The organism is Pseudoduganella sp. R-43, from assembly GCF_049913255.1.
In the GTDB taxonomy this organism is placed as follows: Bacteria; Pseudomonadota; Gammaproteobacteria; order Burkholderiales; family Burkholderiaceae_D; genus Rugamonas.
In genome coordinates, this window is the sequence record NZ_CP183988.1 from 5,777,766 (window position 1) to 5,804,487 (window position 26,722).

The window sequence follows — 26,722 nt, forward strand, 5'->3', positions numbered from 1 at the left end:
CACCCAGGCAGAACGGCTGCCTACAACTACACTGCCGGCGGGTCGGTCTCCCTGTCGAACACGCGCGGCCCCGCCAGGGCTGCGATGAATGCCGCCAGGGCCGGCTGCAGGTCGGCCGGCGCCGTGCCTATCAGGCCCGGGTCGGGCACGCCGCCCGGCAAGGTCGCCGGCACTCCTGCTGCCGCCAGCAGCGTCGCCCCCGCGCCCACCACCATCAGCGGCTTGCAGTGGCGGTATTGCAGCGTCACGAACTCCACTGCCAGCGCGTTGGCCGCCAGGGTTTCGGCCGCGGCATCGCCATCGGGCACCACCACGGCATCGAACAGCACTGCCGGCCCGGTCTCCAGCGACATGTCGGCCTCCAGTCCGCCGACCATGCCGACGTGGGGCGCCACCAGGCGCGTGACCGCGCATTGCGCTTCCAGCCCGGCCTGCAGCGCATCGACCATGGCCTCGTCGCAGCCGGCCGCGATCAGGATCGCGACCTTGCGGCCGTGGATGCCCACCTGCCCCGGCCGCGACAGAAGCGACAGCCCGGGCGACGGTTGGTAGGTGGGCAGCTCGCGCGTCGTGGCCATCGGCTGCGCATCCGGCACCCTGGTCCCCAGGCGCAGCGCCACCATGTCCGCCAGCGCCGCATCGACGTTGACCAGCATGGACAAGGTGCGTTCGCGTATGGCTGGCACCTGCACCTTACTTAATTCGAAGCTGAAGGCATGCGCGATGTGCATCTGCTCGGCCGGCGTCTGGCTTTGCCAGAACAGGCGCGCCTGCGAGTAATGGTCGGCGAACAGTTCCGGCTTGCCGCGCACCTTGTCTTCCTGCACCGGTTCCGGGAAAGACGTGAAGCCCATGCGGCCGGCCTGGAAGGGGCAGCCTCCGCCCAGCGAGTTCGGTTCATACGCTACGCGGCCGCGATGAATGGCCTGGCGGTGCATGCCGTCGCGCTGGTTGTTGTGCACCTGCGCGACCGGGGCATTGATCGGGATCTCATGGAAATTCGGCCCGCCCAGGCGGCTGATCTGGGTGTCCACGTAGGAGTGGATGCGTCCGGCCAGCAGCGGGTCGTTGCTGAAGTCGATGCCCGGAACGACATGGGCGGCGCAGAACGCCACCTGTTCCGTCTCGGCGAAGAAGTTGTCGGGGTTACGGTCCAGCACCATGCGGCCGACCGGCTGCAGCGGCACCAGTTCTTCCGGCACGATCTTGGTCGGGTCGAGCACGTCGAACGGGAATTCCGCCGCTACTTCTTCTGTGAAGACTTGCAGCGCCAGCTCCCATTCCGGATATTCGCCCATTTCGATCGACTCCCACAGGTCGCGGCGGTGGAAATCGGGGTCGGCGCCGGAAATGCGCACGGCCTCGTCCCACACGAGCGAATAGGTACCCTGCCTGGGCAGCCAGTGGAACTTGACGAAGCGCGACTGCCCCGCCGCATTGACCATGCGGAAGGTATGCACGCCGAAGCCCTGCATGGTGCGGAAGCTGCGCGGGATGGCGCGATCCGACATCAGCCACATCAGCATGTGCATCGATTCCGGCATCAGCGACACGAAATCCCAGAATGTGTCATGCGCGCTGGCCGCCTGCGGCATGGCGTTGTGCGGCTCCGGCTTGACCGCATGCACCAGGTCCGGGAATTTCATCGCGTCCTGGATGAAGAAGACAGGCATGTTGTTACCGACCAGGTCCCAGTTGCCTTCGTCGGTATAGAACTTGACGGCGAAGCCGCGCACGTCGCGTGCGGTATCGGTCGAGCCGCGCTCACCGGCCACGGTGGAGAAGCGCACGAAAACCGGTGTGCGCTTGCCCGCAGCGGCAAACGGCGCGGCGCGCGTCAGCTCCGTCAGCTCGCGGTAGCACTCGAAGTAGCCGTGCGCTGCGGAGCCGCGTGCATGCACCACACGTTCGGGAATGCGCTCGTGGTCGAAGTGCGTGATCTTCTCACGCAGGATGAAGTCTTCCAGCAGCGCGGGGCCGCGCAGGCCGGCCTTCAGGGAATTCTGGTTGTCGGCAACCGGCACGCCCTGGTTGGTCGTGAGCGGCTGGCCGCCGGCATCGGTACGGACCCGGTCGAGCGGTCCGTTATTGGGATTGTCGCCCTGCGGCGGCGTGCCGGCCCCGGCCTTGGGCGATGCGGCGCCCTCGCTGGCGGTGCCGGCTGTCTCCAGCGGATCCGCTGGACTGGCAGTGGCGCCGGCAGGCGGAACGCCCGCGCCATGCTCCGCAGCCTTGTTGACGTTGTAGGGAAATTGCGCGGCCAGTCCGGCGCCGCGTTTAGCCGGGTCAGGTTTGGTCGTGGGCACGGCGCGCTCCCCGGTTCAATGCTTGCGCGAACCGAGCAGCTTGGAGACAGCGTAGCCTGCGGCCAGCGCAACCAGCAGCGATTTGCCCGGGCTCTGGCGCACGTAGTTGCGTCCGGATTCGGCGAAGCGCTTGTAGGCAGCATTCAACTGGTCGCCTTTGGCGCCCACCTGGTCGGTGATGCTGGTGATGTTGTCGGCCACCTTGTCAATCGTGCTGTGCATGCCGGCGCGCAAGTCCTTGGCCGGGTTGTCGCTGCGGGTGATGTTGTTGTCCATGATCGGGTTCCTTATCGTTCAGGTTGCAGTGGAAGGGTCAAGATAAGGCTGCACGCTTGCATCCACCGTGCGCCACCTAACGATGTGCGGCGGCGATTTCAGGCAAGCTGAGATTGTCCCTGTTGAAAGGTGCCGTGTGATTCCTATCGACCCTGTCACGAGCGCAAGCACCGTCACGCCGGCAACGCTGGGCGACCGTGTGGCGCCGGCTTCGGCGACGCCTGCGCCCGCCAATACCACGCCCTCGGTGTCCTCGCTTGGCCTGTTCCTGTCCAACCTGGTCCTGGCGCAGCGGCGCTTGCGCGAGCTGGCCGCATCAGGCGGCGATGCCGCGGCATTCGCAGCTGCGGCCCAGCAGGTGGTCGAGAACATGAATGCCAACGCCCCCGCCACCCTGGCGGCCGTGCTGACATCGCAACAGGCAGCGCTGGGGCAGGCCGGGATCAACGTCGCCAGCGGCGGCACGCTGTCGGCGGACGACGGCACCCTGGCGGCGGCGTTCAACGCGGCGCCGCAACGTGCCATCGCCGGGCTCGGCGAAGCGGTCGGCGCGGTGGCCGACGCTGCCGCTGCCGCTGCCCAGCCTGGCGCCGGCGCACTGGCGCTGGCAGCCGCTGACGATGCAGCAGCGACACCGTCGCCCAACCTGGCAGACCTGGCAACTCAGCAGCGTATTGCGGCGGAACAGGCGGCCGAAACCCGCCGCGTTGCCAGCGAGGCCCTGGCCGCCAACCAGCTGGAAAATACCCAGCAGCAGCGTATCGCCGAGGCACAGGCTGCGGAAACGCGGCAATTGGAAAGTACCCGGGAAGAAGACCTCGCCGCACAGGCATTGGCCGACCGCCTCGACGCCGCGCGCCGCGCCGCCGTGCAAGAGGCCGAAACCAACCAGCTCGGCCGCACCCGTGCCGAACGCGCGGCGGCCGACCGTCTCGATACCGCACGCCGGCTGGTCGCAGAGCAAGCAGAGTCCGCCGAGACGGAAGAACTGATCGCCGCCCGACTGGCACTTGCCCGCCAGCAGGCAGCAAGCACTGCGAATGCCGCGCCCGCCAGCACTGCCGCCGGCAATGCACCAGCCGGTTCGGCTGGCGCGACGGCAGGCGAAACGCCATCACCGGCCCAGGCTGGTGCTGCCGCGAACGCAACAGCAACGATCGCTGGCCCGCCGACGCCCGAGCAGGCCGCGACAGTGGCCGCACAAGAATTCCGTGCCGAGCAAGCCGCGACAAACGCCGCACGTACGCGACAGGACCAGGCAGATGCCTCTGCAGCACAGGCCAGGCGCATTGCCGAAGAAAGCGAACGTACCCGCGCAGCCGCGACAAGCGACGCCCTGTCCCTGCAAGACCGGTTGACCGCCCAGCGCCTGGAACAGGCAAGGAGCGCCGCCCGCGATGTGGCGACCGAACAAGCAGAAGACCGTCTCGAAGCTCGCCGCCAGGCATTGCGTGAAGCCCAGGCCGCTGCGCAAGCTGCCGCCACGCTGACCAGCAACGCTGCCATCGCGCCACCGGCCGCCCCGCCCAACCCGGCCGTCGCTGGTGCACCGGCTGCACCGCCTGGCGCCGTCCCACCCGGCAATACCGCGATCCGCCCACCGGAGGCAGCAATCAGCGCGGCAGGACCACAGGTCAGCGGCGCAAGCGCAAGCGGCATTGCCGCCGGCCCAGGACCAGGCCCGGCGGCGGGCGCCGGCCAGGCCGGCGCCACCGCGGCAGGCACCTCCGCCACGGCCGCTGCTGCTGCCGCTGCCGCGCAGGAAGCGAGCGCAGCCGCCGAGCGCGCCGCCCTTGCTGCCGAGGCAGCGCGCCGCGCTGCCGCTCCCACGTCGCAGCAAGCCCAACGCCTGCAAGCCGCCGACCCCGCCATTGCCGCCGCTGTGGCGGCCTACCGTACCGGCGATATCGCCGCCGCAGCGGGACGTCCTCCCGCCGCGGCGCCGGCCATCGAACCGGTTCCCGCCCCGGTGGCCGTGCCCGCCACCACGCCCGTCGCGCCGGTCCAGTCACGCCCGGTCCAGCGCGCAGCAGAGCCCGCTACCGGCCGCCATGCCGGCGCGGGCGGGCAGCCGGGCAACAGTCCCGGCAGCGGCGCAGCGGGCGCCGGCACGCCCGGCGAAGGAGCGCTGGCAGGGCGCGCACGCGGCGGGCGGGCTGCGCCCGGTGCGCCGCAGGCTCCAGGCACGCCGGCAGCGCCGCCTCCCGGCAGCCGCATCGACAATAATGCCTGAAAGCAAACGGAACGTTGTCGGCACGCACTAGCTGATCTGTATCGTGCTCCCCCTCCCTTCCAGCCGGCGGCATAATCAAATGCATGATTTCCACGCCTCGCCGCCGCTTGCTGCGCACCGGTCCCCTGCTGTTGGCCAGCGCCCTCGGCTTGCCCATCCGGGCCAAGCCGCAGCCGGTCACGCTGATTGTCGGCGAAGCACTGGACCAGAATGGGAAGGTGCAAGCGCTGCGCCCCTGGCAGCAACAATTGTTCGCTTTCCTTGAGGCCGAACTCGGCGTCAAGTTCCAGCTCCGCATGTACCCCTGGGCGCGCGCCGAACGCAATGCCCGCAATGGCGCCGGCCTGGTTTTCGGCCTGCCCAAGAATTCCGATCGGTTGCGCGACCTGCACTACAGCGAACCGGTCGCCAGCAATACCTTGTGGATCGTCACCCGCAGCGACGCCACATTTCCTTTCGAATCACTGGCCGACCTGAAAGGCAAGACCGTCGGCGCCGTCCACGGCTACGGATACGGCGAAGAATTCGAACAATCGCGTAACAAACTGTTTCGCGTGGAAGACGATATTCCATCGCGCACCATACGCCTGCGGCGCCTCCTGTTGAAGCGAGTGGACGCTGTGCTGCTTTTCCAGCCTGACTGGCAGAATGCGGCAGAAGTGGAAGCCGAGTTGCGCGCCTTTGCTGCCCCTCTGGCCAGGGAACTCCAGTTGCCGCCGGGGCTGACGCTCAGCGTACTGCCTCGCCCAGTCCAGGCCGAGAACCAGCAGTACTTCGCTATTTCCAAGGGCAAGGACGCCGGCCTGATCGACCGCATCAACGCCGCCCTCGCCAAGCAGCAAAAGCGCGCCTCCCTCTCCAGTCCTCCCCGTGCTTCATGATGCGCTGCGGCTTGCCGCGCCGCCCGGATTGTGGATAATCACGCCATCGACAAACAAAGGGAGACCCTTCGATGAAGCTGAAGCACTCGGCAAGCGCAGCGGCGCTGCTGGCAATGGCCGCTGGCGCCTGCGCGCAGGACATGGTGGTAAAGATCGGCCATAGCGGCCCGCTGTCCGGCGCACAAGCGTTTTCCGGCAAGGACAATGAAAACGGCGCTCGCCTGGCCATCGAAGAACTGAACGCCAAGCCGATCACCGTCGGCGGCAAGAAACTCAAATTCGAACTGATGTCGGAAGACGACCAGGGCGACCCGAAAGCCGGCGTTTCCGCCGCCCAGAAGCTGGCCGATGCCGGCGTCAAATACGTGGTCGGCCCGTACAACTCCGGCGTCGCCATTCCCGCTTCCCGCATCTATAACGAAGCCGGCGCCCTGATCGCACCGGTAGCAACCAACCCGAAGTTAACACAACAAGGTTACAAGGGAATCTTTCGCATCAATGCCAGCGACACCCAGCTCGGCTCCAAGATGGCGCTGTACGCCGCCAATGAGCTGAAGGTGAAGAATGTCGCGGTAATCGACGACCGCACTGCCTTCGGGCAGGGCCTGGCGGAAGAATTCAAGAAGCAGGCACGCGCTTCCGGCCTGCAGGTCGCCGGGCACGAATACACTACCGACAAGGCGGTCGACTTCACCGCCATCCTGACCAAGCTGAAATCGAAGAACGTCCAGGCCGTATTCTTCGGCGGCTACGCGCCGCAAGGCGCACCGATGGCGCGCCAGATGAAGCAGCTGGGCATCCAGGCCAGGCTGCTGGGCGGCGACACCATCTGCACCGCGGAAATGGGCAAGCTGGGCGGCGATGCCGTCGGCGACAATGTCCTGTGCGCACAGGGCGGAGCGCTGCTGGAGAAAGCGGCTTCCGGCCCGGCCTTCAAGGCCAAATTCAAGAAGCGCTTCAATGCCGAACCGGACGTCTATGCGTCGGCCTACTACGACGCCGTGCTGATGTACGCAGCCTCGATGCAGAAGGTGAATTCGATCGACCCGGCCAAGGTCGGCGCCGATATTTCCGCCGGCAGCTACAAGGGCGTCTCCGGCACATACGCCTTCGATGCCAAAGGCGACATGAAGTCCTCGCCAGTGACCATCTTCAGCTTCAGGAACGGCCAGCCGGCCGCCATAGCAAGCTATTAAGAAGCCCCGCTTCCCCTGCGGCCGGCCACAGCAGCCGGCCGCAGTTCCCAACTGTCGCGAATCTTCCACAGTGACAATTGGAGAATTTATCGCGCGTTTTTGCCGCTAGACTCCTTCCTGTAGTTGCTGCACGGCCCCCCGGCCGCGCCACATGGCAACTCGCCAATCGGCCCTGTCCACGCTGCTTGCACCTGTCATTACTTCCGCCCAGCTTCCGCTGGCTGCCTGAACGCGAATCCGTGGAGAGACAAACAATGAACCTCAACCGAATGAAAGTCGGCACCCGCTTGCTCAGCGGCTTTGCCATCATTGCCCTGGTCGGCGCCCTGGTGGCCGGCATCGGCATTGTCAACATGAGCAAGTTGAACGATATGGGCGAGCGCGTCTACGAGCGCGAGTTGCTTGGCTTGTCGTACATAAAGGAAGCCAATATCAACCTGGTGTTCATCGGACGTTCGCTGCGCGGCTTGCTGTTGGCATCCAGCGAGCAGGAACGCGACAAATACCTGGCACGCATCGAAACCGGCCGCAGCGAGATGCGGGCCAACCTGGCCGAAGCGGACAAGCGCTTCTTTTCTCCCAAGGGGCGCGAATTGCTGGCCAAGCTGAACAGCGAACTGGAAGCCTACGACAAAGGCGTGCAGGAAGCCATGCGCCGCGCCAGGGCCGAGCCACTGCAGGAAAACCGTGACCTGGTCAACTATGTGCTGGGCTCGATGGCCAGCGTTTCCAACTCGGCTGACGACCGCATGTCCGAACTGGCGCGCATGAAGGAAAAGAACGCTGCCGAAGCGGCACGCGCCTCCGTCGACCTGTACCAGTCCAGCCGCAACTTCATGATCATGCTGGTGCTGGGCAGTGCATTGATGGGCCTTGGCCTGGGCGCGTGGATCACCCGCGGCCTGCTGCGCCAGCTGGGCGGCGAACCGGCTGATGCCGCGGCGATTGCCGAACGCATTGCCGGCGGCGACCTGTCGGTCGACATCCGCACCAGGCCGAACGACAAGTCCAGCATGCTGTTCGCCCTGGGCCGCATGCGCGACAGCCTGGCACAGATCGTGGGCCAGGTGCGCAGCGGCACGGAAACCATTGCCACTGCCACCCAGCAGATCGCGGTGGGCAACCAGGACCTGTCCTCGCGCACCGAGCAGCAGGCCGGCTCGCTGGAAGAAACTGCTTCGTCGATGGAGGAACTGACTTCCGCCGTACGCCAGAACGCCGACAATGCGCGCCAGGCCAACCAGCTGGCCGCGTCGGCATCGGAAGTGGCGACGCGCGGCGGCGCCGTGGTGGCGCAGGTCGTCGATACCATGGGCTCCATCAACGAGGCCTCGAAGCGCGTGGTGGACATCATCTCGGTGATCGACGGCATCGCCTTCCAGACCAATATCCTGGCCCTGAATGCCGCGGTGGAAGCGGCGCGTGCCGGCGACCAGGGCCGCGGCTTTGCCGTGGTGGCCAACGAAGTGCGCACGCTGGCGCACCGCTCCGCAGGCGCGGCCAAGGAAATCAAGGCGCTGATCGAGAACTCGGTGGCCTGCGCGGAAAGCGGCAGCAAGCTGGTGGACCAGGCCGGCCGCACCATGGACGAAGTGGTGGCGAGCATCGCCAGCGTGAGCGACATCATGGCGGACATATCGGCGGCCAGCGCCGAGCAATCGACCGGCATCGACCAGGTCAACCAGGCGATCTCGGAGATGGACCACGTGACCCAGCAGAACGCCGCGCTGGTGGAGGAGGCTGCCGCCGCAGCCGAATCGCTGCAGTCGCAGGCCAGCCAGCTGTCGGAACTGGTGGCGGTATTCACCTTGCACAAGGCGGCAACCAGTGCCGCCATCGCCGTGGCCGCCGCACCGCGCGCACCGGCCCATGCCGGCAAGCCGGCCAGCCAGCGTACGGCAACACCCCGCCCTGCACTGCCGCAACAGGCGCCCAGCCAGCACACCATTCCGCAGCGCGCCCGCAGCAAGGCCGCAGTGGTGAAGGACGACGCCGGCGCGTGGGCGGAGTTCTGAATCAGCCTGGGCCGCTCGAGCTGCCGGCGGCCGGCTTTTCCGCGCTGATCCAGGCGATTGCGGCCGCATAGCCTGGCGGCGCGGGCAAGCTGGCGGCGGCGAATCCTGGCCATGGCCAGCGGCCATAGGCCAGCCGGTAGCGGCCTTGTTCCAGCGCCAGCACCGACAGTTCATTCAGGTATTTCCCGATTCCTACGCCGATCGCCTTCAACACCGCTTCCTTGCCAACCCAGCGCGTGAAGAAATTCATCGGCGCCGCGCGCTCGCGTGCTGTCAGCGCTTCCTCTTCCACGCACGACAGGCGCTCGTCCTGCCTTTCGATGTCGACCCCGACCGGTCCCTGGCTGGACAAGGCGATCAAGGCATAGTCGCCGGAATGCGATACATTGAACCACAACCCCTGCACGCCGGCCAGCGCGGGCTTGCCGTGGCGGCCGGTGCGCAGCATCACTTCCGCGGGTGCGCATGCCAGCGACTCGCCCAACAGGCGGCGCAAGGCGGCACGTGCCAGCACGTAGCGGCGCAGCGCCGCAGGTGCGCGAAATTCTTCCGCCCGCCCGCGTTCGGCCCCGTTCAGCAATGCCCATGCCGGCTCCAGCGCGCCATCGAGCCGCACGCGCCACACGCTCAGGCCGGCCGGCAGCGGCGCATCCAGTTTCTCAGGCAGCATGCAGGGCAGGATCGTTGAGCGGTACGTTGCGCAGCCGCTTGCACAGGCCGAACATGGCCAGGCCCAGCACGCCCGCCGCGGCGCCCAGGACGAAAATGCCGGCGGTGGCCGACAACAGCTTGCCCAGCAAGCCGATGCCGATCGTGGCCAGCGAATCGCCAGCCGCATCCTGCGCCGCCCACAGGCCGTTGACGCGACCCAGGTAGTGGTCCGGCGTATGGCCCTGCACCAGTCCGTACTGCAGCAGCGACGCAATCGACACGCAGTAGCCGAAACAGGCCAGCAGCGCCAGCACGAAGGGGAACGCAGGCTGCACGCCCAGCAGCATCAGGCAGGCGAATGCCGCCAGGCTAGCACCGATCATGGCGCGGCCGGGGCGCTGCAGGCGCTCGGTCCAGCCGCTGACCACCGCACCCAGCGTGGCGCCCAGCGACACCGCCGAATACATCAGGCCCAGTTCCAGCGCCCCCGGCGCCATGGCCGGGAACAGCACGCGCACTGCCGTGGTCAGCGTCACCAGCGTGCCGACCAGCACCGTGGCGGCCAGCACCGGGCTGGTGGACAGGAAGCGCACCCCGTCGGCCAGCGCGCGCAGCGGGTGCTCATCGCTCGCATATTGCGGCAGCATGGCGGGCAGGCGCAGCAAAGGCAACAGCGTCAGGCCGGTGCCGACGGCGGCGACGGCATAGGCCCAGCCCACGCCGGCAGCGGCAATCAGGACGCCGCCGATGGCCGGCGAAATCACCGTCGCCAGCCGCATCGAGACCATGCTGATGGCGCGCGCCTGCATCAGGTTTTCGCGGCCGACGATGGCGGGCATGCAGGCCAGCAGCGCCGTCACGCCCAGGGCGCCGAAGAAGCCGTCCCAGGCCGACAGCAGGCACACCGCCCACAGCGACGGCGCCGGCAGCCAGGCATTGGCAGCCAAGCCGACGAAGCCCAGGCCGCAGATGGCGCGCGCCAGCAGGATCAGCTTGCGGCGGTCGTAGCGGTCGGCCAGCACGCCGCCCAGCAACAGCCCGGCAAACATGCCGCCGCCTTCCAGCGCCAGCGCCAGTCCCACCTGCAGGCTGTCGCCGGTCAGCGCGTACACCTGCATCGGCACCGCCACCGACAGCATGCCAAGCCCCAGCAGCGAGATGGTGCGGGCAATAAAGACGCTGCGGAAGTCGCGGTTGCGCCGCAGCAGGCCAAGGTCGACCAACATTTTCATGCTCATTTCCATTCCTTCGTTCATGCGCTGCGCCGCTGGCGCAGCTGGAGCCGCTGCTCTGCGCTGCCGATGGCGCGGTCCAGCAGCGGGCCAAGGGTTTCCAGCGATTGCGGCGACAGGATGTTTTCGTGCGAGCAGTGCGCCAGGTGGTGCACTTCCAGGTCCGTCACATGCCGGTGCCATGCCTCGACCGGGCTGATATACTCCGGCAAGGACTGGCCGGCGATGAACAGCGTGACCGGCCCGTCATAGTCCGGCGTGCGCGTTTGCGCCAGCAAGCGCACTGCGTCGCGGTAGTTGGCAAAGACCTGCTCCAGCATGGCCGCCTTCTCCTGCCGCAGCACTTCGTCGGTCTCGCCGTCGTAGGCATCGCCCAGCAGGCGTTCCTGTTCGCGTTCCGCGCCCAGCGCCGCTTCGGCGCCTTGCGGATCGGTCCAGTCGTGCACCTCGGCCGGATAGGTATCGAGCAGTCCGAGGAAGCTGACTTCCTCCCCTTGCGCCCGCAAGCGCTCGGCCACGCCGTAGGCGACGGTGCCGCCCAGCGAGTAGCCCAGCAGGTAGTACGGCCCCTGCTGCTGCACGCCGCGCACGATCTCCACCTGCCGGTCCAGCAGCGCTTCCATGTCGCGGCTGGCAGCCACCAGGCCATGGGGACGGGGAGACTGCAGGCCGACGATGGCGCGGCCGCCGCCAAGATAGCGCGATAGCACGCTGTACTGCCATGCGAAACCGGAACCCGGATAGAAGCAGATCAGCGGCGGCCCGTCGCCCTGGCGCAGCTGGATCACCTCGTCAAAGCCGTCGTTGCCGAAATCGTTGACCATGCCCTGGCTGTTCAACAAGGCTGCCAGGCGCGCCACCGTCGGCGCCGTCATGACCTGGCCCACCGTGATGCGCCGCTGCAGCGTGCGCCGCACTTCCGCCGCCAGCTTCATGGCCAGCAGCGAATGCCCGCCAATGGCGAAAAAGTCGTCGTCGGCGCCCACCGCCCCGGTCCCCAGCACACGCGCGAACACTTCGGCCAGCCGTTCTTCCAGCCCGCGCGCCGGGGCCCGGCCGGCCGGCGTGCCGCTGCGTGCCGGCAGCGGCAGCGCCTTGCGATCGAGCTTGCCGTTGGCGCTGAGCGGCAGGGCTGGCAGCGCCATCACCGCCACCGGCACCATATGGGACGGCAGGCGCGCCGCCAGTGCGCTGCGCAGCTGCTCCCCATCCGGTTCTGCGGCCGGCGCCGCGACCACATAGGCCAGCAATTGACGCGCATCCGCAGCGCCGCTGTCGCCGCCCAGCACTGCGGCTTGCACCGCTGCTTCGGCCACGCCCGGCTGCTCGCGCAACGCGGCCTCGATCTCGCCCAGCTCGATGCGTTGGCCGCGGATCTTCAGCTGGTCGTCGGCGCGGCCCAGGTACTCCACGATGCAGCCTTCCAGCCAGCGCACGATGTCGCCGGTGCGGTACAGGCGGGCGCCGGCCACGAACGGGTCGGCCACGAAGCGCGCCGCGGTCAGCCCCGGCTTGCCGATATAGCCGTCGGCCAGCTGGACGCCGCCCAGGTACAGCTCGCCGACCGCGCCCGGCGGGACCTGGCGCAGCCAGCGGTCCAGCACACGCAGCTGGGTGTTCCAGACCGGGCGCCCGATCGGCACGCCAGCACCGCCCTGCCCCATGTCGCCAAAGGCGGGCATGTAGCTGACGTCCACCGCAGCTTCGGTCGGGCCGTACAGGTTGTGCAGTGCCGCCGAACTGTATTGCGCGAATTCGCGCGCCAGCGACTTGCCAAGCGCTTCGCCGCTGCAGAAGACCAGGCGCAGGCTGGTGCAACGGCGCTCACCGAGCTCCGACAGGTGGCCGGCAAACACCGACAGCATCGACGGTACGAAATGCAGGCAGGTGACGCCATGCCGCTCGATAGCCTGCACCAGCGCGGAAGGGTCGCGATGCGCATCCGGCTCTGCCAGCACCAGGCAGGCGCCCTGCATCAATGGCCAGAAGAATTCCCACACCGAGACGTCGAAGCCGCAAGGGGTTTTCTGCAGCACGACATCTTCCTCGCGCAGCTGGTATGCATACTGCATCCACGCGATACGGTTGTAGATCGCCCGGTGCGGCACCATGGTGCCCTTGGGCCGGCCGGTGGTGCCGGAGGTGTAGATCACGTACGCCGGATGCGCCGGCGTGATCCTGACGTCCAGCTGCGGCGCAGGCGCGCCGGCCTGCGCCAGTTCGTCAAAGCGCAGCACCGGCGCGGCGGCCGATGCGAAGCGTCCGGCGTGGGTCTCGTCGGTGACCAGCAGGCGCGGCCCGGCGTCGGACAGCATGTAGGCCAGGCGGTCGGCGGGATAGCCCAGTTCCAGCGGCAGGTAGGCGGCGCCGGCTTCGATCACGGCCATGATGGCGATGCTGAGGCGCACCGAGCGCGGCAACGCCACCGCCACGATGTCGCCCGGCACAACGCCCTGCTGCACCAGTTGCGCTGCCAGGATGCACACCTGGCGCCGCATTTCGGCGTAATCCAGTGCGCAGCGCGCGTCGGCCAGCGCCGGGCGGTTGGGCGTGCGCCGCACCTGCGCGGCCAGCACGTCGCGCAGCGTCAGCGCGGACAGGTCGACGCTGGTGTCGTTGGCGGCAAGCAGCGCCTGCGCCTCGCCGGGCGTCAGCAGCGGGTAACGCGCCAACGGCAGCTGCGGGCTTTCCAGCGCCGTGCGCAGCACTTGCGCCACGCGCTGTGCCAGCGCAGCGGCATCGACGGCGGCGCCGCGCTGCTCGACCAGCAGCGTCAGGCGCTCGCCCGGCAGCACCAGCAAGGCCAGCGGGTAATGGCTGTAGCCGCGGTTGACCACTTCGCCGATGCGCAGCGGGTAGCCGTCGCATCCCGGCAGCTCCTGCGCCAGATAGCCGTTGTCCGGGTAGTTTTCCACCACCAGCAGCGTGTCGAACAAGGCCGCCGCGCCGGCCGCGCGCTGGATCGCAGCCAGTCCCAGGCCGTCGTGCTCCATCAAGGCGATATGGCGCCGCTGCAGCGCAGGCAGCTGGTCCCACAATGGCTGCGCCGCATCGAGGCGGGTGCGGACCGGGATCGTGTTGAGGAAGAGGCCGACCTGCTCCTCGATGCCGTCGATCCCGCCGTGGCGCCCCGACACCGGGCTGCCGAACAGCACGTCGCTGCGGCCCGCCATCATGCCCAGCACCTGTCCCCAGACCGCCTGCATCAGCACATTGAGCGTGATGCCGCGGCTGCGCAATGCGTCCTGCAGCTTCGCCGTCAGCGATGCCGGCAGTTGCAGCATGTATTCCTGCACCGGCGCAGCCTTCGCGGCGGCGTCGAACAGCAGCAGCGGCTCCGCGCCCTGCAGGTCCTCGCGCCAGGCGGCTTCCGACGCTGCGGTATCGCGTTGCGCCAGGCATTCCACCACACGCTCGTAGCTTGCGCGCAGGGGGGCAAGCGCGGCGCCGGGCTGGCGGTAGGCCGCCATCAGGTCGCGCAGCAGCAGCGGCGTGGACCAGCCATCGATGACCAGGTGGTGCACAACCAGCAGCAGCACGTGGCGGCGCGGCGCCAGTGTCGCCAGGGCCGCCTGCAGCATGCCGCCGAAGCGCGTGGTCGAACCGTCCCGCGCCAGCAAGGCGGACTGCAAGGCAAGCAGTTGCGCCTGGGCCTCCGCTTCCGGCAGGTGGCCGAAATCGTGCTGTTGCCACGGCCATACGGGCATCGCCCCGGGCGCGGGCATCAGGAACAGGGGCCGTTCGGCCGCATCAAGGTCGAACATGCCGCCCAGCTGAGGATAGCGGTGCAGGACGGCTCCGAGCGCGCCATGCAGCCGTGCCGCGTCGACTTCGCCTTCCAGGTGCAGCAATGTGAATGCGTTATAGCTGCCCTGCCCCTGCGCCGCTTGCGCCGTTTGCGCATGGAACAGCATGCCCGCCTGCAGCGGCAGCACGGGCAGGATCGCGCCGTGCGCACCGTGGCGTTGCTGCAGCAACGCGCGCTGCTGCGCGGTCACGGCGTCGGACAACAGTTCCGCCGGCGAAGCGGCGCCCGTCACGGCAAAAGGCGCCAGTTGGCCGGCCATGGCACGTGGCGTGCGCTGCGCGAACACCGCGGCCGGGCGCAGCAGGTAGCCGCAATGGCGCAGGGCGGTGCACAGCATGATGGCGGAAATGCTGTCGCCGCCAAGGGAGAAGAAGTCGTCGCCGGCCGACACGTGGGCGAGCTTCAGCACTTCGGCCATGGCGCGCGCCACCAGCAGGGGCAGCGGACCGGCAACATCGTCCTGCGCGGCCGATGCGCTCGCGGCTGCGGCCTGCGGCGCCGGCAGCTGCTTGCGGTCGACCTTGCCGCTGACATTGCGCGGAAACTTGTCGAGCACGACCAGCGCAGCCGGCACCATATAGTCAGGCAGGGACTGGCGCAGCGCCGCCAGCAGTTCGGCGCCACGGGCCGCCCGCCCGCCCTCGTCCAGGGCCGGCACCACGCAATAGCCGACCAGGCGGTGCGTATTGTTGACTGCCTGCGCCAGCACCGCCACGCTTTCCACCCCGGGCAGCAGCGACAGCGCATTCTCCACTTCGCCCAGCTCGACGCGGTAGCCGCGCACCTTGACCTGGTCGTCGCCGCGGCCGAGGAATTCCAGCAGGCCCGCATGGTTCCAGCGCACCAGGTCGCCGGTGCGGTACATGCGGCTGCCAGGTTCGCCGAACGGGCACGCCACGAAGCGCGCAGCGCTCAGGCCGCCGCGCGCCAGGTAGCCCCGGGCCAGGCCGGCGCCGCTGATATACAGCTCGCCCGCCACGCCGACGGGCACCGGCATCAGCCGCGCGTCCAGCACATGCGCCACCGTATTGCCGATCGGGCGGCCGACTACCGGCTGCTCGCTGTCGGCCAGCGCGGCGCGCAGCGTATCCACCGTGTACTCCGTCGGGCCGTACAGGTTGTGCGCCTGCAGGCCGGGGAAGGAGCGCAGCTGCTGCCACAGGGCTGCCGGCGCCGCTTCGCCGCCGATGAGCAGGAGCGCCGGCTGGTGCCGCCCCGGCGCCATCAGGCCGTTGCCCAGCATCTGCGCCAGGAAGGAAGGCGGCAGGTCCATGGCGTCGATGCCGATGCGCTCGACTTCCTGCACCAGGCCGTACGCATCGCGCCGCATCTCCTCGTCGAACACATACAGTTCCTGGCCGCGCAGCATCCAGAACAGCTGCAGCCAGGACGAATCGAACGAGAACGAGTGCGTATGGGCGGCGCGCAGGGCGCGGCCGGGATAGCGCGCTGCCACTGCCGCCAATGCCGGGCCGTATACCGACTCTTCGTGCGCCTGGAACAGGTTGAGCAGGGCGCCATGCGTGTTCATGACGCCTTTCGGCCGCCCGGTGCTGCCGGATGTGAAGATGATGTAGGCCACGCCATCGGCCGGCAGCAGCCCGCCCCGCTCCTCCTCGCCCAGCGGCGCACAGGACAGCTGGTCCAGCGCAGTGCGCGCGGCGGCACTGTCGACGTCGATGCGGGCAATGCCTGCCGGCGGCGCGATAGCAGCCGCGCCGGTGGACAGCAGCAGGACAGGCGCCGCGTCCTCGCACATCATGGCGATGCGGTCCGCCGGGTAATCCAGGTCCAGCGGCAGGAACACCGCGCCGCATTCCATCACGGCCAGCATCGCGACCACCGATTCGGCCGAGCGGGGAATCGCCACCGCAACCACCCGGCCGGGGCCGGCGCCCTGGGTGCGCAGCAGGCGTGCCAGCTGGGCGACACGGTCCGCCAGGGCGGCAAAGCTCAGGCTGACGGCGCCGCACACCAGCGCCAGCGCGTCCGGCCGCGCCGCCGCTTGCCTCGCCAGCATGGCCGACAGGCGGTCCACGCCGGGCGGCGCGATGTCCGGTCCGCGCGACCAGGCGCCGATGCGGGCCAGTTCGTCCTCCGTGGCGGGCGCCAGCGCCTGCAGCTCGCGCTGCGGCTCCGCCAGCCATTGCTGCAACATGCCGGCCAAGCGCGCCGCATGCTGCTCCAGTTCCGCCACTTCGTAGCGTGCCGCGTCGGCGCGCAGTTCAAGCGAGATATGCTCGGCCACCTGCAGGTTGAATTCCAGGTCGTCCACCGGTCCGGTCGCCAGGTGATGCGTCAGGCCCTGCAGGCCAGCCAGGTCCAGCCGGTAATCGAACATCTTGAAGTTGACCAGCGCGCCGTACAGTTTGCGGCCGGTCCCGACCAGGCCCGCGTCGCGCTGGATCTGCTCCGCTTCATAGCGCTGGTGCGGGCGCACCACCTGGACGGCGGCGCGGAAGGCGCGCGCCACCGCAAACCAGTCCATGCCGCCGGCCATCTCGACCGACAGCGGCAGCACATTGACCGTCGGCGCCAGCGCGTTGATGGCGCGCGCGCCCATGCGCCGCATGAACGGCATGCCGATGGCCTGCCGCTTCTGCCCGGTCATGCGGTACAGGTAAGCGGCCAGCAGGCCATGCAGCAGGTCCGGCACAGCCAGGCTTGCGGAAGCGGCGTGGCGCTGCAGGCCGGCGGCCGTACCGGCCGGGAATTCCCATGCCACGCTGTGTACACGGCCGGATGGCGGCGCATTGCGCAACGACAGAGTGGCCGCCGGCGGCAGGGCTTCGCAGAAGCCGGCCCAGAAGGCACGGTCGCGCTCCCGCGCATCGCTGCGCTGGTAGGCCTCGTATTCCGCGACTGCCGCGGCCGCCGAAACGAAAGGCGACGGCGCGGCGGCAGCGCCGGCTGCCAGTGCGCCATAGTGGGCGGCGATGCGCCGCGTCAGGGCGAGGAAGCTGAAGCCGTCCAGCATGATGTGGTGGAAGCGCTGGTACCACAGCCAGTGGTCCCGGCCGACCTGGAACAGGGCCTGGCGGTAGCACGCATGGCCGCCGGACAGGTCGAACGGCGCCGCCATGTCGTCCTGCATCCAGGCGTCGGCCCGCTGCCGTGCGTCGGCATGGCAGCGCAGGTCGAGCTGCACCGGCGGGTCGATGCCGTCTGCAGCGGAAGCTGTGCGCAGCTGCTGGCGCGCGCCGGCTTCGGTCTCGACGTAGCGGGCAGTCACCGTATCGGCTTCGGCCAGCCCGCGCTGGATCGCGCGCGACAGCAGCTCCGGCTGCAAGGCGCCGCGCACTTCGATGCAGTGGGCAATGAGGTAGCCCTGCTTGTTCTCGGCCACCTGGTCTGCCAGCCAGATGCCAAGCTGGCTGCCGTTCAGCGGCAGGTATTGCTGGTCCATGGATTTTCCTCAGGCGCGGGCCGCGAACGGGTTGATGGTGTGCCAGTAGCTCTCGATGTAGTCGATGCACTCGCGGCGCGGCGCCGGACCGTGCTGCACTTGCCAGCCGGCCGGTTGCTCGGCGAACTCGGGCCACAGGCTGAATTGGCCGGCGCCGTTGCGCAGCACCGTGAACCGGTAGCTTTCGTCGTCAAAAGGATTGGTCGTGTTTTCGTTGCTCATGGTTCCTGGGTCTCGTCAAAGTCATTCATCAATTCACACAGCCCTTCCAGCAGGCCGTCGCGCCAGCACAGCCAGTCGTGGCCGCCGCGCACTTCGCGCAGCGTGGAGCGGTGGCCGGCGGCGCGGAGCGCCTGGTGGAAGGAGCGATTCGGGCCAAGCATCTGGTCTTCGTAGCAGCCGATCTCCAGCAGGAAGCGCAAAGGCCGGCCGGCAGCCGGTCCTTGCGCCACCGAGCCGGCAAGCCAGCCGCCGCTGGCGGTATCGGATGGATCGGGCCACCAGAACGAACCGGATTGGCTCAGCACATTGCCAAAGCGCGCGGGCCAATGCAGGGCCGCATAGGCTGCAGCAAGGCCGCCGAAGCTCTGTCCTGCGACAATCGTGCGCCCCGGCAGGGCGCTGAACGGTTCCAGCGCGTACGCTGCCGGCAGCAGTTCCTGTTGCAGGGCTTCCCAGAACGGGGCGTGGCAGGGCAACTCCAGGGCGCGCCGTTCCGGCGTCACGGCATCGACCAGCAGGTAGATCGCCGGGGGCAGCGCCCCTTGCGCAGTCAATATGTCCAGCGCCCCGAACAGCGGCATCTGCCGCGCCCAGTACTGGCCATCGAGCAGGACGACCAGCGGCGCATCGTTCGCTTCCTGCGGCGCCGTGCGGTAGATCCACGTGTCCCGGCCGAGGTCCAGCGCGGCACTCTGCCAGCGATGCTGGTGCAGGCGGCCTTGCGGCGGACCCGCCTGCGCCCAGGCGGGATGGCTGGCGGCATCCGGCAGCAGCAGCGGCGACAGGGGCAGGCCCCAGCTGCCGCCATGGGCCGGGCCCGGATTCAGCGGGTCGGCCTGGGCGTTTGTCTCCAGCAGGCCGACCCACCAGCGGCGCAACGCTGCGCCGCCGCCCTCTTGCGGCGCTTCCTGTCCCGCGCCAAGCGGCATCAGGAAGTAGCTGCCGCGCCAGTCAGGCGGCAACCGGGTGCTCCAGCTCCACACGTCTGTCCCGGGATGGTGGCGCATGGCGGCCGGTCCCACGCCGGGGTGCGGCGTGTGCGAATACACGTCGATGTAGACAGCCCGCGCCTGCGCGGCGGCCGGCGCACGCCACAGGAAAGTGACGTTGCAATCTGCGGCGTACTCCAATAGCGGGGTGCCGCGCGCGGCGACCTCGTCCCACCATGCCGGACTGCCAAGATCGGCACGGTCCATCATGCCTGGCGCTCCTGCGGAAATGCCGGTTCCGGCGCAGCCGCGGCAGGCGCCGCCCACACGCTGTCCAGCGGACCGCTGCGGGCACGGCGTGCAGCCAGGCGCGCCCCCCATGCCAGCGGCAACGCCAGCACCAGCGCAGTCAGGTCGACAGCCACCGCGCCCAGGCTGCCATGCGCCCACATGCCGAGCGAAGGCGCCAGGCGCGCCAGCAGCGAGGTGGCGGGAATCGCGCAGCCGGCCAGGGCGCACAGCGCCAGCAATTCTGGCGCGGCACGCGCGGCGCCGCGCCAGAAGGCCCACGCCACACAGGCCAGGAAGACGATGTAGTAGGTCGTCATCAGCACCGCATTGAGGTTGCCCGACGCAGCGTGCAGCCACTTCGCAGCCAGCAAAGCAGCCGCCACGCCGGCCACGCTGCCAAGGCAGACGCCGACAGTGGCGGCGGCCAGGACGGCCGTGCGGCGCGGCTGGGCCGGTGGCGCCTGGTCGCGCAACTGGTTCTTGCGGCGCTTCTCGAGCCACAGCAGGTTGCCCGAATAGAACAGGAACGCTCCGGACAGCCCGAAAGCGAAATAGATCCAGCGCATCCAGTCACCGCCGTAGCTGCCGAAATGCAGGGCGAAGAACGGCGCCACGAGGCTGCTCCACGTATCGCTCTTAGTGGGCAGCATGCTGCTGTTCAGCACCTGGCCGTTGTACGGGTCCATCAGGAGATAAGCGGATACCGCGCCGCGCACCACGTAATCCTCATTGGCCACGCCGACGCGGACCAGGGGACGCGGGCTCTCCAGGTCCATGAACAGCATTTCCGTCACCTCGAATCCCGGTGCTTCCTGCTGCGCCAGGCGAACCAGTTCGCTTGCCGGCGCCAGCTTCGTCACGTCGCCCGGTCCCGCGGTTCCGCTCGGGCGTGCCCACATCTTCTGCTCGCCGTACACCACATGCTGCAGGCTGTCGTAGAACTGGTCGTGGAAGGCGAACACGATCACCGTCAGGCTGATCACGATGTGGAACGGCAGGCTGGCGATGCCGATCACATTGTGCGCATCGAGCCAGAAGCGCTTGCGGTTCTTGCCCTTGCGCAGGGCGAAGAAGTCCTTGACCAGCGTCGGCAGCAGCAGGACCACGCCCGACACCAAGGCCAGGAAATACAGCACGCCCGCCACGCCCATCAGGTACACGCCCAGGTACTCGTCGCCCAGCGTGCCGGGAATGCCGCCGGTGCGGTGCAGCATGTCGACCAGTTCGCCGAGCAGGGACGGCCGCACCTCCTGCGCCACCAGCTTGCCTTGCTCGTCCAGGCTTGCCTGCCAGCGCATGGCGTTCAGGTCGATGTCGCGCCCCGCATGGCCCGCGCTCCAGGTCACCGGCGCCGGATTGTTTTCATGCCGCACCACGTGCAGCGTGAATTCCTCGCGCGCAGCGGGATGGGCAGCCAGCACTTCGCGCACCACGCTGTCGACCTGCTGAGGCGCCAGCGCGCTGGCCAGGGCGGAGGGTGCGCTGACCCAGCGCTCCAGCGGGTGCTTGAACATGGTCAGCGCGCCGCCAAAGAAGCCGATGAACAGCAGGATGCCGGCGCAGATGCCGGTCCAGGTATGAAGGGATTGGTAAATGCGAAGGATATCGCTGCGGACTTTCATGGCTTACCCCAGGGTGGAACGGATGTAGAACAGCAGGCTGTAGGCGGCCACATTGGCGCCGCCCAGCCACAGCACGGCGCGCAGGCCGCTGCGGAACAGGTAGACCGTGGAGAAAACGGCCATCCACAGCGGCGCCATGATCCACATGACGAACTGCGCCTTCTCGCGGGCATTGATGCCGCCCGGCCCGGCCCAGGCGAACAGCCCGGCGAGGGCCAGCGCCAGCGTGGCGCCCAGCACTGCGCCGGCAAAGGTCTTGCTCCACCAGTCCGGCCGGATCGCATCGGGTTTGGCGCTCATGGTTTTCCTTTCAACAGGGAGCCGAACGGCAGCAGGCTGAATGCCAGCATGCTGGCGACAGTCCACGCGAACACCGCCGCCAGCGGCGACAGCGCAATGCAGGCGGCGGCCAAGGCCAGCAGCAGGGCCAGCGCGCCGGCCGCCACGCGAAGCGGGCCAATCGGCTGCGCCAGCCAGCCCTGGTGGCGGTGGCCGAGGTAGAGCAGGCAGCAGCCCGCAATGTCAAGCAACAGGAACAGGATCATTTGCAAATGCCCGGCGTTGGCCGAGTTCAAGGATGGAGAGATAGAACAGCGGCACCAGGAACACGCCCAGGGCCGTGGAAAGGAGCACGCCACCCAGCACGCTGGCCCCGATGGCCTGCTGCGCTGCCGCGCCGGGCCCGTTGGCCAGCACCAGCGGCACGATGCCGGCGCCGAACGCCAGTGAGGTCATCAGGATGGGCCGCAGGCGCTGGCTGGCGGCGGCCGTGACGGCAGCCCAGGGCCCCTGCCCTGCGCGCACCGCCGCCACGGCGAATTCGACGATCAGGATCGCGTTCTTGGCCGACAAGCCCACCGTGGCCAGCACGCCGACCTGGAAGAAGATGTCACGCTCGAGACCCAGCACGCCGGCGCCCGCCACCGCTCCCAGCACGCCCGGCGGAATTGCCAGCAGCACGCAGAACGGGATCGACCAGCTGCCATACAGGCCGGCCAGGCAGAGGAACACGAACAGCACCGATACCGCGTACAGCATGGGGGCCTGGCCGCGCGACAGCTGGTCCTGGTAGGACAGGCCGCTCCATGCCAGGCGGCTGGAAGGCTGCTGCGCCACCAGCGCCTCGATGCGCGCCATCGTGTCGCCGGAACTGGCGCCGGGCGTTCCGGCGCCGCTGATGTGCACTGCCGGCAGGCCGTTGAAACGGCGCAGCTGCGTCGGGCCGCTGTCCCAGCGCGTACCGGCGAAGGCGGACAGCGGCGTCATGGCATTGCCGCTGCCGCGCACCGACCAGTGCTGCAGGTCGTCCGGCGCGGCGCGCCACTGCGCATCGGACTGCACCAGCACCTTGCGCACGCGGCCTTCGTGCAGGTAGTCGTTGACGTACACGCCGCCCCAGGCCGCGCTCAGGGTGCTGTTGACATCGTCCAGGTTCAGGCCGAGGGTCAGCGCCTTGGCCTGGTCGATGTCGATGCGCAGCTGGGCCTTGCTTTCGCTGCCGTCGGCTTCCGCATACATCACGCCGGGCAATTCACCCGCCCCGGCGGCCAGTTGGGCGGCCCGTGCGGCCAATGATTCCGGCGTCGCGCCGGAAGTATCCTGCAGCCAGAATTCGAAGCCGCTGGCCTCCCCCAGGCCGTCGATCGGCGGCGGCACCATGGCAAACACCCGTGCATCGCGCAGCTTGCCCAGCGCGCCGGTGGCGCGCGCGGCAATCGCCTGCGCCGAGTTCTCCGCTCCCTTGCGTTGCGACCAGTCCTTCAGGTTGACGAAGGCCATGCCGGCATTCTGGCCGGCGCCGCCCATGCCCATGCCGGCAATGGTGTACACCATCGCGACGTTGTCCTTCTCGTTCTCGCGGAAATGGCGCTCGATCTGACGCGCCAGTTCGGCCGTGCGCGGATAGGTGGCGCCGGCCGGCAGCGCAAAACGCACCATCACCGTGCCCTGGTCGTCGACTGGGATGAAGGATGCCGGGAGGCGCTGGTAGCCCCAGGCGGCCGCCCCCAGCAACACGGCGTACACCGCGCCCAGGCGCCAGCGGCGGCCGGGCAATTTTTGCAGCAGCCCGTCGTAGCGCCGCTGCAGCGCCGCCATGGCACGCGCAAATCGCCCGTCCGCACCGTGCGCCGCGGCGGGACGCAGCAGCGCTGCGCACAGCACCGGCGTCAGGCTGATCGCCACCAGCACCGACAGCGCCATGGCTGTGACCAGCGTGACAGAAAACTGGCGGTAGATCACTCCGACCGAACCGGAGAAGAAGGCCATCGGCAAGAATACCGCACCCAGCACGATGGCAATGCCGGCCAGCGCACCCGTGATGCCGCGCATCGACTGCAGGGTCGCTTCGCGCGCGCCGATGCCTTGTTCCGCCATGATGCGCTCGACGTTCTCCACCACGACGATGGAATCGTCCACTAGCAGGCCAATCGCCAGCACCATCGCAAACAGCGTCAATGTATTGATCGAGAAGCCGGTCAGGGCCAGCACGCCGCAGGTGCCAAGCAGGACCACCGGCACGGTGATCACCGGCACCAGCGTGGCGCGCCATCCCTGCAGGAAGACGAACATCACCAGCACCACCAGCAGCACGGCTTCGGCCAGCGTCACCGCCACCTGGCGGATTGACAGCTTGACGAAGCGCGTGGCGTCCTCCGGATAGGCCGCCTCCACGCCGGCCGGGAAAGACGGCTGCAGCGCCGCGATGCGCTCGCGCACGCCGGCCGCCGTGGCCAGGCCGTTGGCGCCCGGCGCCAGCATGACCGCAAAGCCCGAAGCCGGCTGGCCGTCCAGGCGCGACGCGGCCCCATACGATTCGCTGCCGAGCTCCACCCGCGCGACATCGGACAGGCGCACCACGGCACCGTCCGGGCGGGTCTTCAGGATCAGGTCGCGGAACTGCTGCGGCGTTTTCAAACGCGACAGCGCAGTCACTGACACGTTCAGCGCCTGCCCCGGCGGCGCCGGACGCGCGCCAAGCTCGCCCACCGGCACCTCGGTATTCTGGCTTTCGATGGCGCGCACCACGTCAGCCGGCATCAGGCCGAAACTGTGCAGCTTATGCGGATGCAGCCACACGCGCATGGCATACGGCGAGCCGAAATTCCGCACCTCGCCGACACCCGGGACGCGGCTGACCGCATCGATCACCTGGCTGCTCATCCAGTCCGCCAGCGCCGCCTCGCCCAGCGCGCCCTGGCGGTCGCTGAACACCACCACCATCAGGAAGCTGTTCTGCATGGCCGTCACGCTCAGGCCATTCTGCTGCACCGCACGCGGCAGGCGATAGGCCAGCTGGTTCACCTTGTTCTGCACCTCCAGCTGGGCCAGCGCCGGGTCGGCGCCCTGCTCGAAGGTGAGCATGATCTCCGCCTCGCCCGCCGAGCTGCTGCTGGCATCGAAATAGGTCAGGTGCTTGAGGTTCTTGAGCTCCTGCTCCAGCACCTGCACCACGCTGTGCTCGACCACCTGGGCCGAGGCGCCCGGATAGCTGGCCGACACCCGTACCGTCGGCGGTGCGATGTTGGGATACTGTGCCACCGGCAGCAGGGCCAGCGCCAGCAGTCCGCCCAGCATGACCGCCGCCGCCAGGACCCAGGCCAGCACCGGCCGGGCGATAAAGAAACGCGCCACCACCGCTCAGCCCTCGTGCCCCGGCTGCACCGGAACGGATGCCGCGCCCAGGGCCGCACCGCGCCACTCGACCGCATTGACGCGCCCTCCCGGCGCCGCCTTCATGGCCCCCTCGACGATCACTCGCTCGCCCGCCCGGACACCCGACAGCGCAGCCCAGCGTCCCTGGTGGCTTCCGGCCAGCACCAGCTCGCGCAATTCGACCTCGCCCTTTGCGTTGACCACCAGCGCCGACGCCTTCTCCCCTTCGCCCAGGCGCACCGCCTGCTGCGGGAGCATCACCACTTCCGGCTGCACGCCGTGCTCGACGCGCGCCCGGACGTACATGCCGGGAACCAGCAGGCGCTCCGGATTCGGAAAGCGCGCCCGCAGCGTCACCATGCCGGTCTGCTGGTCCACCTGCATTTCCGCGAACTGCAACTCGCCGGCATGGGCGTACTCGCTGCCGTCTTCCAGCGCCAGCGTCACGGCGCGCGCTCCCGGCTTCAGGCTGCCGCTGCGCAGCGCACGCTGCAAGGCCAGCATCTGCTGGCTGGACTGCACCACGTCCACATACACGGGGTCAAGCTGCTGCACGCGCGCCAGAGGTTCCTGCTGCGCGCGCGATACCAGCGCGCCTTCGGTGGCTTCCGCGCGCCCGATGCGGCCGGCGATGGCGGCACGCACCTCGGTGCGCTGCAGGTCGATTTCCGCCGCCCGCAGCGATGCCTGGCGTGCGCGCACGCGGGCCAGGCCCTGCTGATAGTTGGCTTGCGCCAGGTCGTGGTCCTGCTGCGTCACCGTGCGCGAATCCAGCAGGCGTGCGTAGCGCTCGGCGATCACGCGCAGGTTGACCAGGCTGGCCTTTTCCAGCGCCAGCTCGGCGCTGGCCTGCTCCTGCCGCGCCGCATAGCTGGCACTGTCGATGCGGTACAGCAGTTGCCCGGCCCGCACGTCGGCGCCTTCCTCGAAATAGCGCCCCACGATCACGCCGTCGACCTGCGGCCGCACTTCCGACACGCGCACGGCCGCCACGCGGCCCGCCAGCTCACTGTTCAGCGGCAGCTTCTCCAGCGCCAGCGTGGCCACGGCCACTTCCGGCACCGCCGGCGCGGGCGGCTTCTCGTCTTTCGCGCCACAGGCGGCCAGCAGCAACAGGGCCGGCAGGTACTTCATGAATCGCATATTTGCTCCAATCCGGTCATGCTGCCAGCGTGGCTCCGCCGTCGACGACCAGGTCCTGCATGGTGATATGGCTGGCCAGGTCGGAGGCCAGGAAAACAATGGTGTTGGCGATCTCGCGCGCGGTGGCAATCTTGCGCAACGGGATGCCCAACTTGAACTGCTCGGGCAGGCCGGCGATGGTGCGCTGCATGCCTTCGTCGTCCGGCAGCATGGAGCGCAGCATCGGCGTATCGGTGGAGCCGGGCGACACCAGGTTGCAGCGCACGCCGTACTGCGCCAGCTCCAGTCCCGCGCAATGGCTCAGGCTCACCAGCGCCGACTTGGAAGCGCAATAGGCCACCATGTTCAGGCGCGGGACGTGCGCCGCGTTCGACGCCACGTTGACGATACTGCCGAAACGCTGCGCCTTGAACTGCGGCAGCAGCCGGCTGAGGATGTGGAACACGCCGCTGACATTAATGTCGAAGCAGGCCTGCCAGTCCTCGGCGCTGGTGTTCTCCAGCCGCCCCAGGCGCAGCACGCCGGCCGCGTTGACCAGCACATCCACCCGCGGCGTTTCCAGCAGCAGCTGGTCGAAAGCCGCGGCGATCGCCGCGCGGTCGGTGATATCGAGCTGCACGGTCTTGAACGGGTACTTCTTGCCGTGCCGCGAGCCCAGCTCCGAATCGAAGCATCGGTCGATGCCGATCACGCGTGCACCCAGCTGGCGAAACGCCATCGCCGCCTGGTAGCCGATGCCGCGCCCGGCGCCGGTCACCCATACCTGGCGCCCTTCGAAGTGGAAGCCGGGAGGACGCGGCGGCGCCTGCGGACGCGCCGAAGCGAGGTTGTTCTGGTCGGCCAGGAACATGGCTCAC

At 68.7% G+C, this 26,722-nt stretch carries 17 protein-coding genes; 4 read left to right on the top strand and 13 right to left on the bottom strand.

Annotated elements, in window-relative coordinates:
- Positions 1–26: 26 nt before the first annotated feature.
- Both ACN9M3_RS26365 and ACN9M3_RS26370 read right to left on the bottom strand, forming a co-directional pair.
- A complete protein-coding gene (locus tag ACN9M3_RS26365) occupies positions 27–2,306 on the bottom strand; it encodes a catalase (protein ID WP_426319103.1) in 2,280 nt (759 codons plus the stop codon).
- Positions 2,307–2,321: 15 nt separating this feature from the next.
- Positions 2,322–2,582: a hypothetical protein gene (locus ACN9M3_RS26370; protein WP_426164350.1), complete on the bottom strand. Its 261-nt coding sequence runs from the start codon at positions 2,580–2,582 to the stop codon at positions 2,322–2,324.
- A 136-nt stretch (positions 2,583–2,718) separates the two neighbouring features.
- On the opposite strand from ACN9M3_RS26370, the gene ACN9M3_RS26375 reads away from it, so the two are divergent.
- The 4 genes from ACN9M3_RS26375 (at position 2,719) to ACN9M3_RS26390 (ending at position 8,907) form a co-directional block, all read left to right on the top strand.
- Positions 2,719–4,815 (top strand): hypothetical protein, encoded by a 2,097-nt coding sequence (locus ACN9M3_RS26375; protein WP_426319104.1) that lies wholly within the window; start codon positions 2,719–2,721, stop codon positions 4,813–4,815.
- Positions 4,816–4,898: 83 nt separating this feature from the next.
- The gene (locus tag ACN9M3_RS26380) at positions 4,899–5,696 is read left to right on the top strand and encodes a substrate-binding periplasmic protein (RefSeq protein ID WP_426319105.1); all 798 of its coding nucleotides are present in this window, start codon (positions 4,899–4,901) and stop codon (positions 5,694–5,696) included.
- 71 nt (positions 5,697–5,767) lie between these two features.
- On the top strand, positions 5,768–6,892 hold the full coding sequence (locus ACN9M3_RS26385; protein WP_426319106.1) for a branched-chain amino acid ABC transporter substrate-binding protein: 1,125 nt from the start codon (positions 5,768–5,770) through the stop codon (positions 6,890–6,892).
- A 254-nt stretch (positions 6,893–7,146) separates the two neighbouring features.
- Positions 7,147–8,907: a methyl-accepting chemotaxis protein gene (locus ACN9M3_RS26390; RefSeq protein WP_426319107.1), complete on the top strand. Its 1,761-nt coding sequence runs from the start codon at positions 7,147–7,149 to the stop codon at positions 8,905–8,907.
- Position 8,908: 1 nt separating this feature from the next.
- On the opposite strand, the gene ACN9M3_RS26395 is transcribed toward ACN9M3_RS26390, so the two are convergent.
- From ACN9M3_RS26395 to dhbA, 11 genes are read right to left on the bottom strand one after another with little or no spacing between them, the layout of a single operon-like run.
- On the bottom strand, positions 8,909–9,577 hold the full coding sequence (locus ACN9M3_RS26395; protein WP_426164360.1) for a 4'-phosphopantetheinyl transferase superfamily protein: 669 nt from the start codon (positions 9,575–9,577) through the stop codon (positions 8,909–8,911).
- Complete coding sequence (gene entS, locus ACN9M3_RS26400; RefSeq protein WP_426319108.1) at positions 9,567–10,790, bottom strand: enterobactin transporter EntS; 1,224 nt, start codon at positions 10,788–10,790, stop codon at positions 9,567–9,569. Before entS ends, ACN9M3_RS26395 begins: the two co-directional genes overlap by 11 nt.
- Positions 10,791–10,810: 20 nt before the next feature.
- Positions 10,811–18,004: an amino acid adenylation domain-containing protein gene (locus tag ACN9M3_RS26405; protein ID WP_426319109.1), complete on the bottom strand. Its 7,194-nt coding sequence runs from the start codon at positions 18,002–18,004 to the stop codon at positions 10,811–10,813.
- 9 nt (positions 18,005–18,013) lie between these two features.
- Positions 18,014–18,226: an MbtH family protein gene (locus ACN9M3_RS26410; protein ID WP_426319110.1), complete on the bottom strand. Its 213-nt coding sequence runs from the start codon at positions 18,224–18,226 to the stop codon at positions 18,014–18,016.
- Positions 18,223–19,425 carry an enterochelin esterase gene (gene fes / locus ACN9M3_RS26415; RefSeq protein WP_426164369.1) on the bottom strand — a complete coding sequence of 401 codons (1,203 nt, stop codon included), beginning with the start codon at positions 19,423–19,425 and terminating at the stop codon, positions 18,223–18,225. Before fes ends, ACN9M3_RS26410 begins: the two co-directional genes overlap by 4 nt.
- Entirely contained in the window at positions 19,422–21,068 is a 1,647-nt protein-coding gene (locus ACN9M3_RS26420; RefSeq protein ID WP_426164371.1) for a PepSY-associated TM helix domain-containing protein, read from the bottom strand. Before ACN9M3_RS26420 ends, fes begins: the two co-directional genes overlap by 4 nt.
- A gap of 3 nt (positions 21,069–21,071) precedes the next feature.
- On the bottom strand, positions 21,072–21,368 hold the full coding sequence (locus ACN9M3_RS26425; protein ID WP_426164374.1) for a hypothetical protein: 297 nt from the start codon (positions 21,366–21,368) through the stop codon (positions 21,072–21,074).
- Positions 21,365–21,613, bottom strand: a complete 249-nt coding sequence (locus ACN9M3_RS26430) for a hypothetical protein (protein WP_426319111.1) — start codon at positions 21,611–21,613, stop codon at positions 21,365–21,367. Before ACN9M3_RS26430 ends, ACN9M3_RS26425 begins: the two co-directional genes overlap by 4 nt.
- A complete protein-coding gene (locus ACN9M3_RS26435) occupies positions 21,591–24,701 on the bottom strand; it encodes a multidrug efflux RND transporter permease subunit (RefSeq protein ID WP_426319112.1) in 3,111 nt (1,036 codons plus the stop codon). The genes ACN9M3_RS26430 and ACN9M3_RS26435 overlap by 23 nt, the downstream gene beginning before the upstream one ends.
- 6 nt (positions 24,702–24,707) lie before the next feature.
- Positions 24,708–25,865, bottom strand: a complete 1,158-nt coding sequence (locus ACN9M3_RS26440; RefSeq protein ID WP_426319113.1) for an efflux RND transporter periplasmic adaptor subunit — start codon at positions 25,863–25,865, stop codon at positions 24,708–24,710.
- A 16-nt stretch (positions 25,866–25,881) separates the two neighbouring features.
- Positions 25,882–26,715, bottom strand: coding sequence for a 2,3-dihydro-2,3-dihydroxybenzoate dehydrogenase (dhbA, locus tag ACN9M3_RS26445; RefSeq protein ID WP_426164384.1), 834 nt, complete (start codon positions 26,713–26,715; stop codon positions 25,882–25,884).
- Between the last annotated feature and the right edge of the window lie 7 nt (positions 26,716–26,722).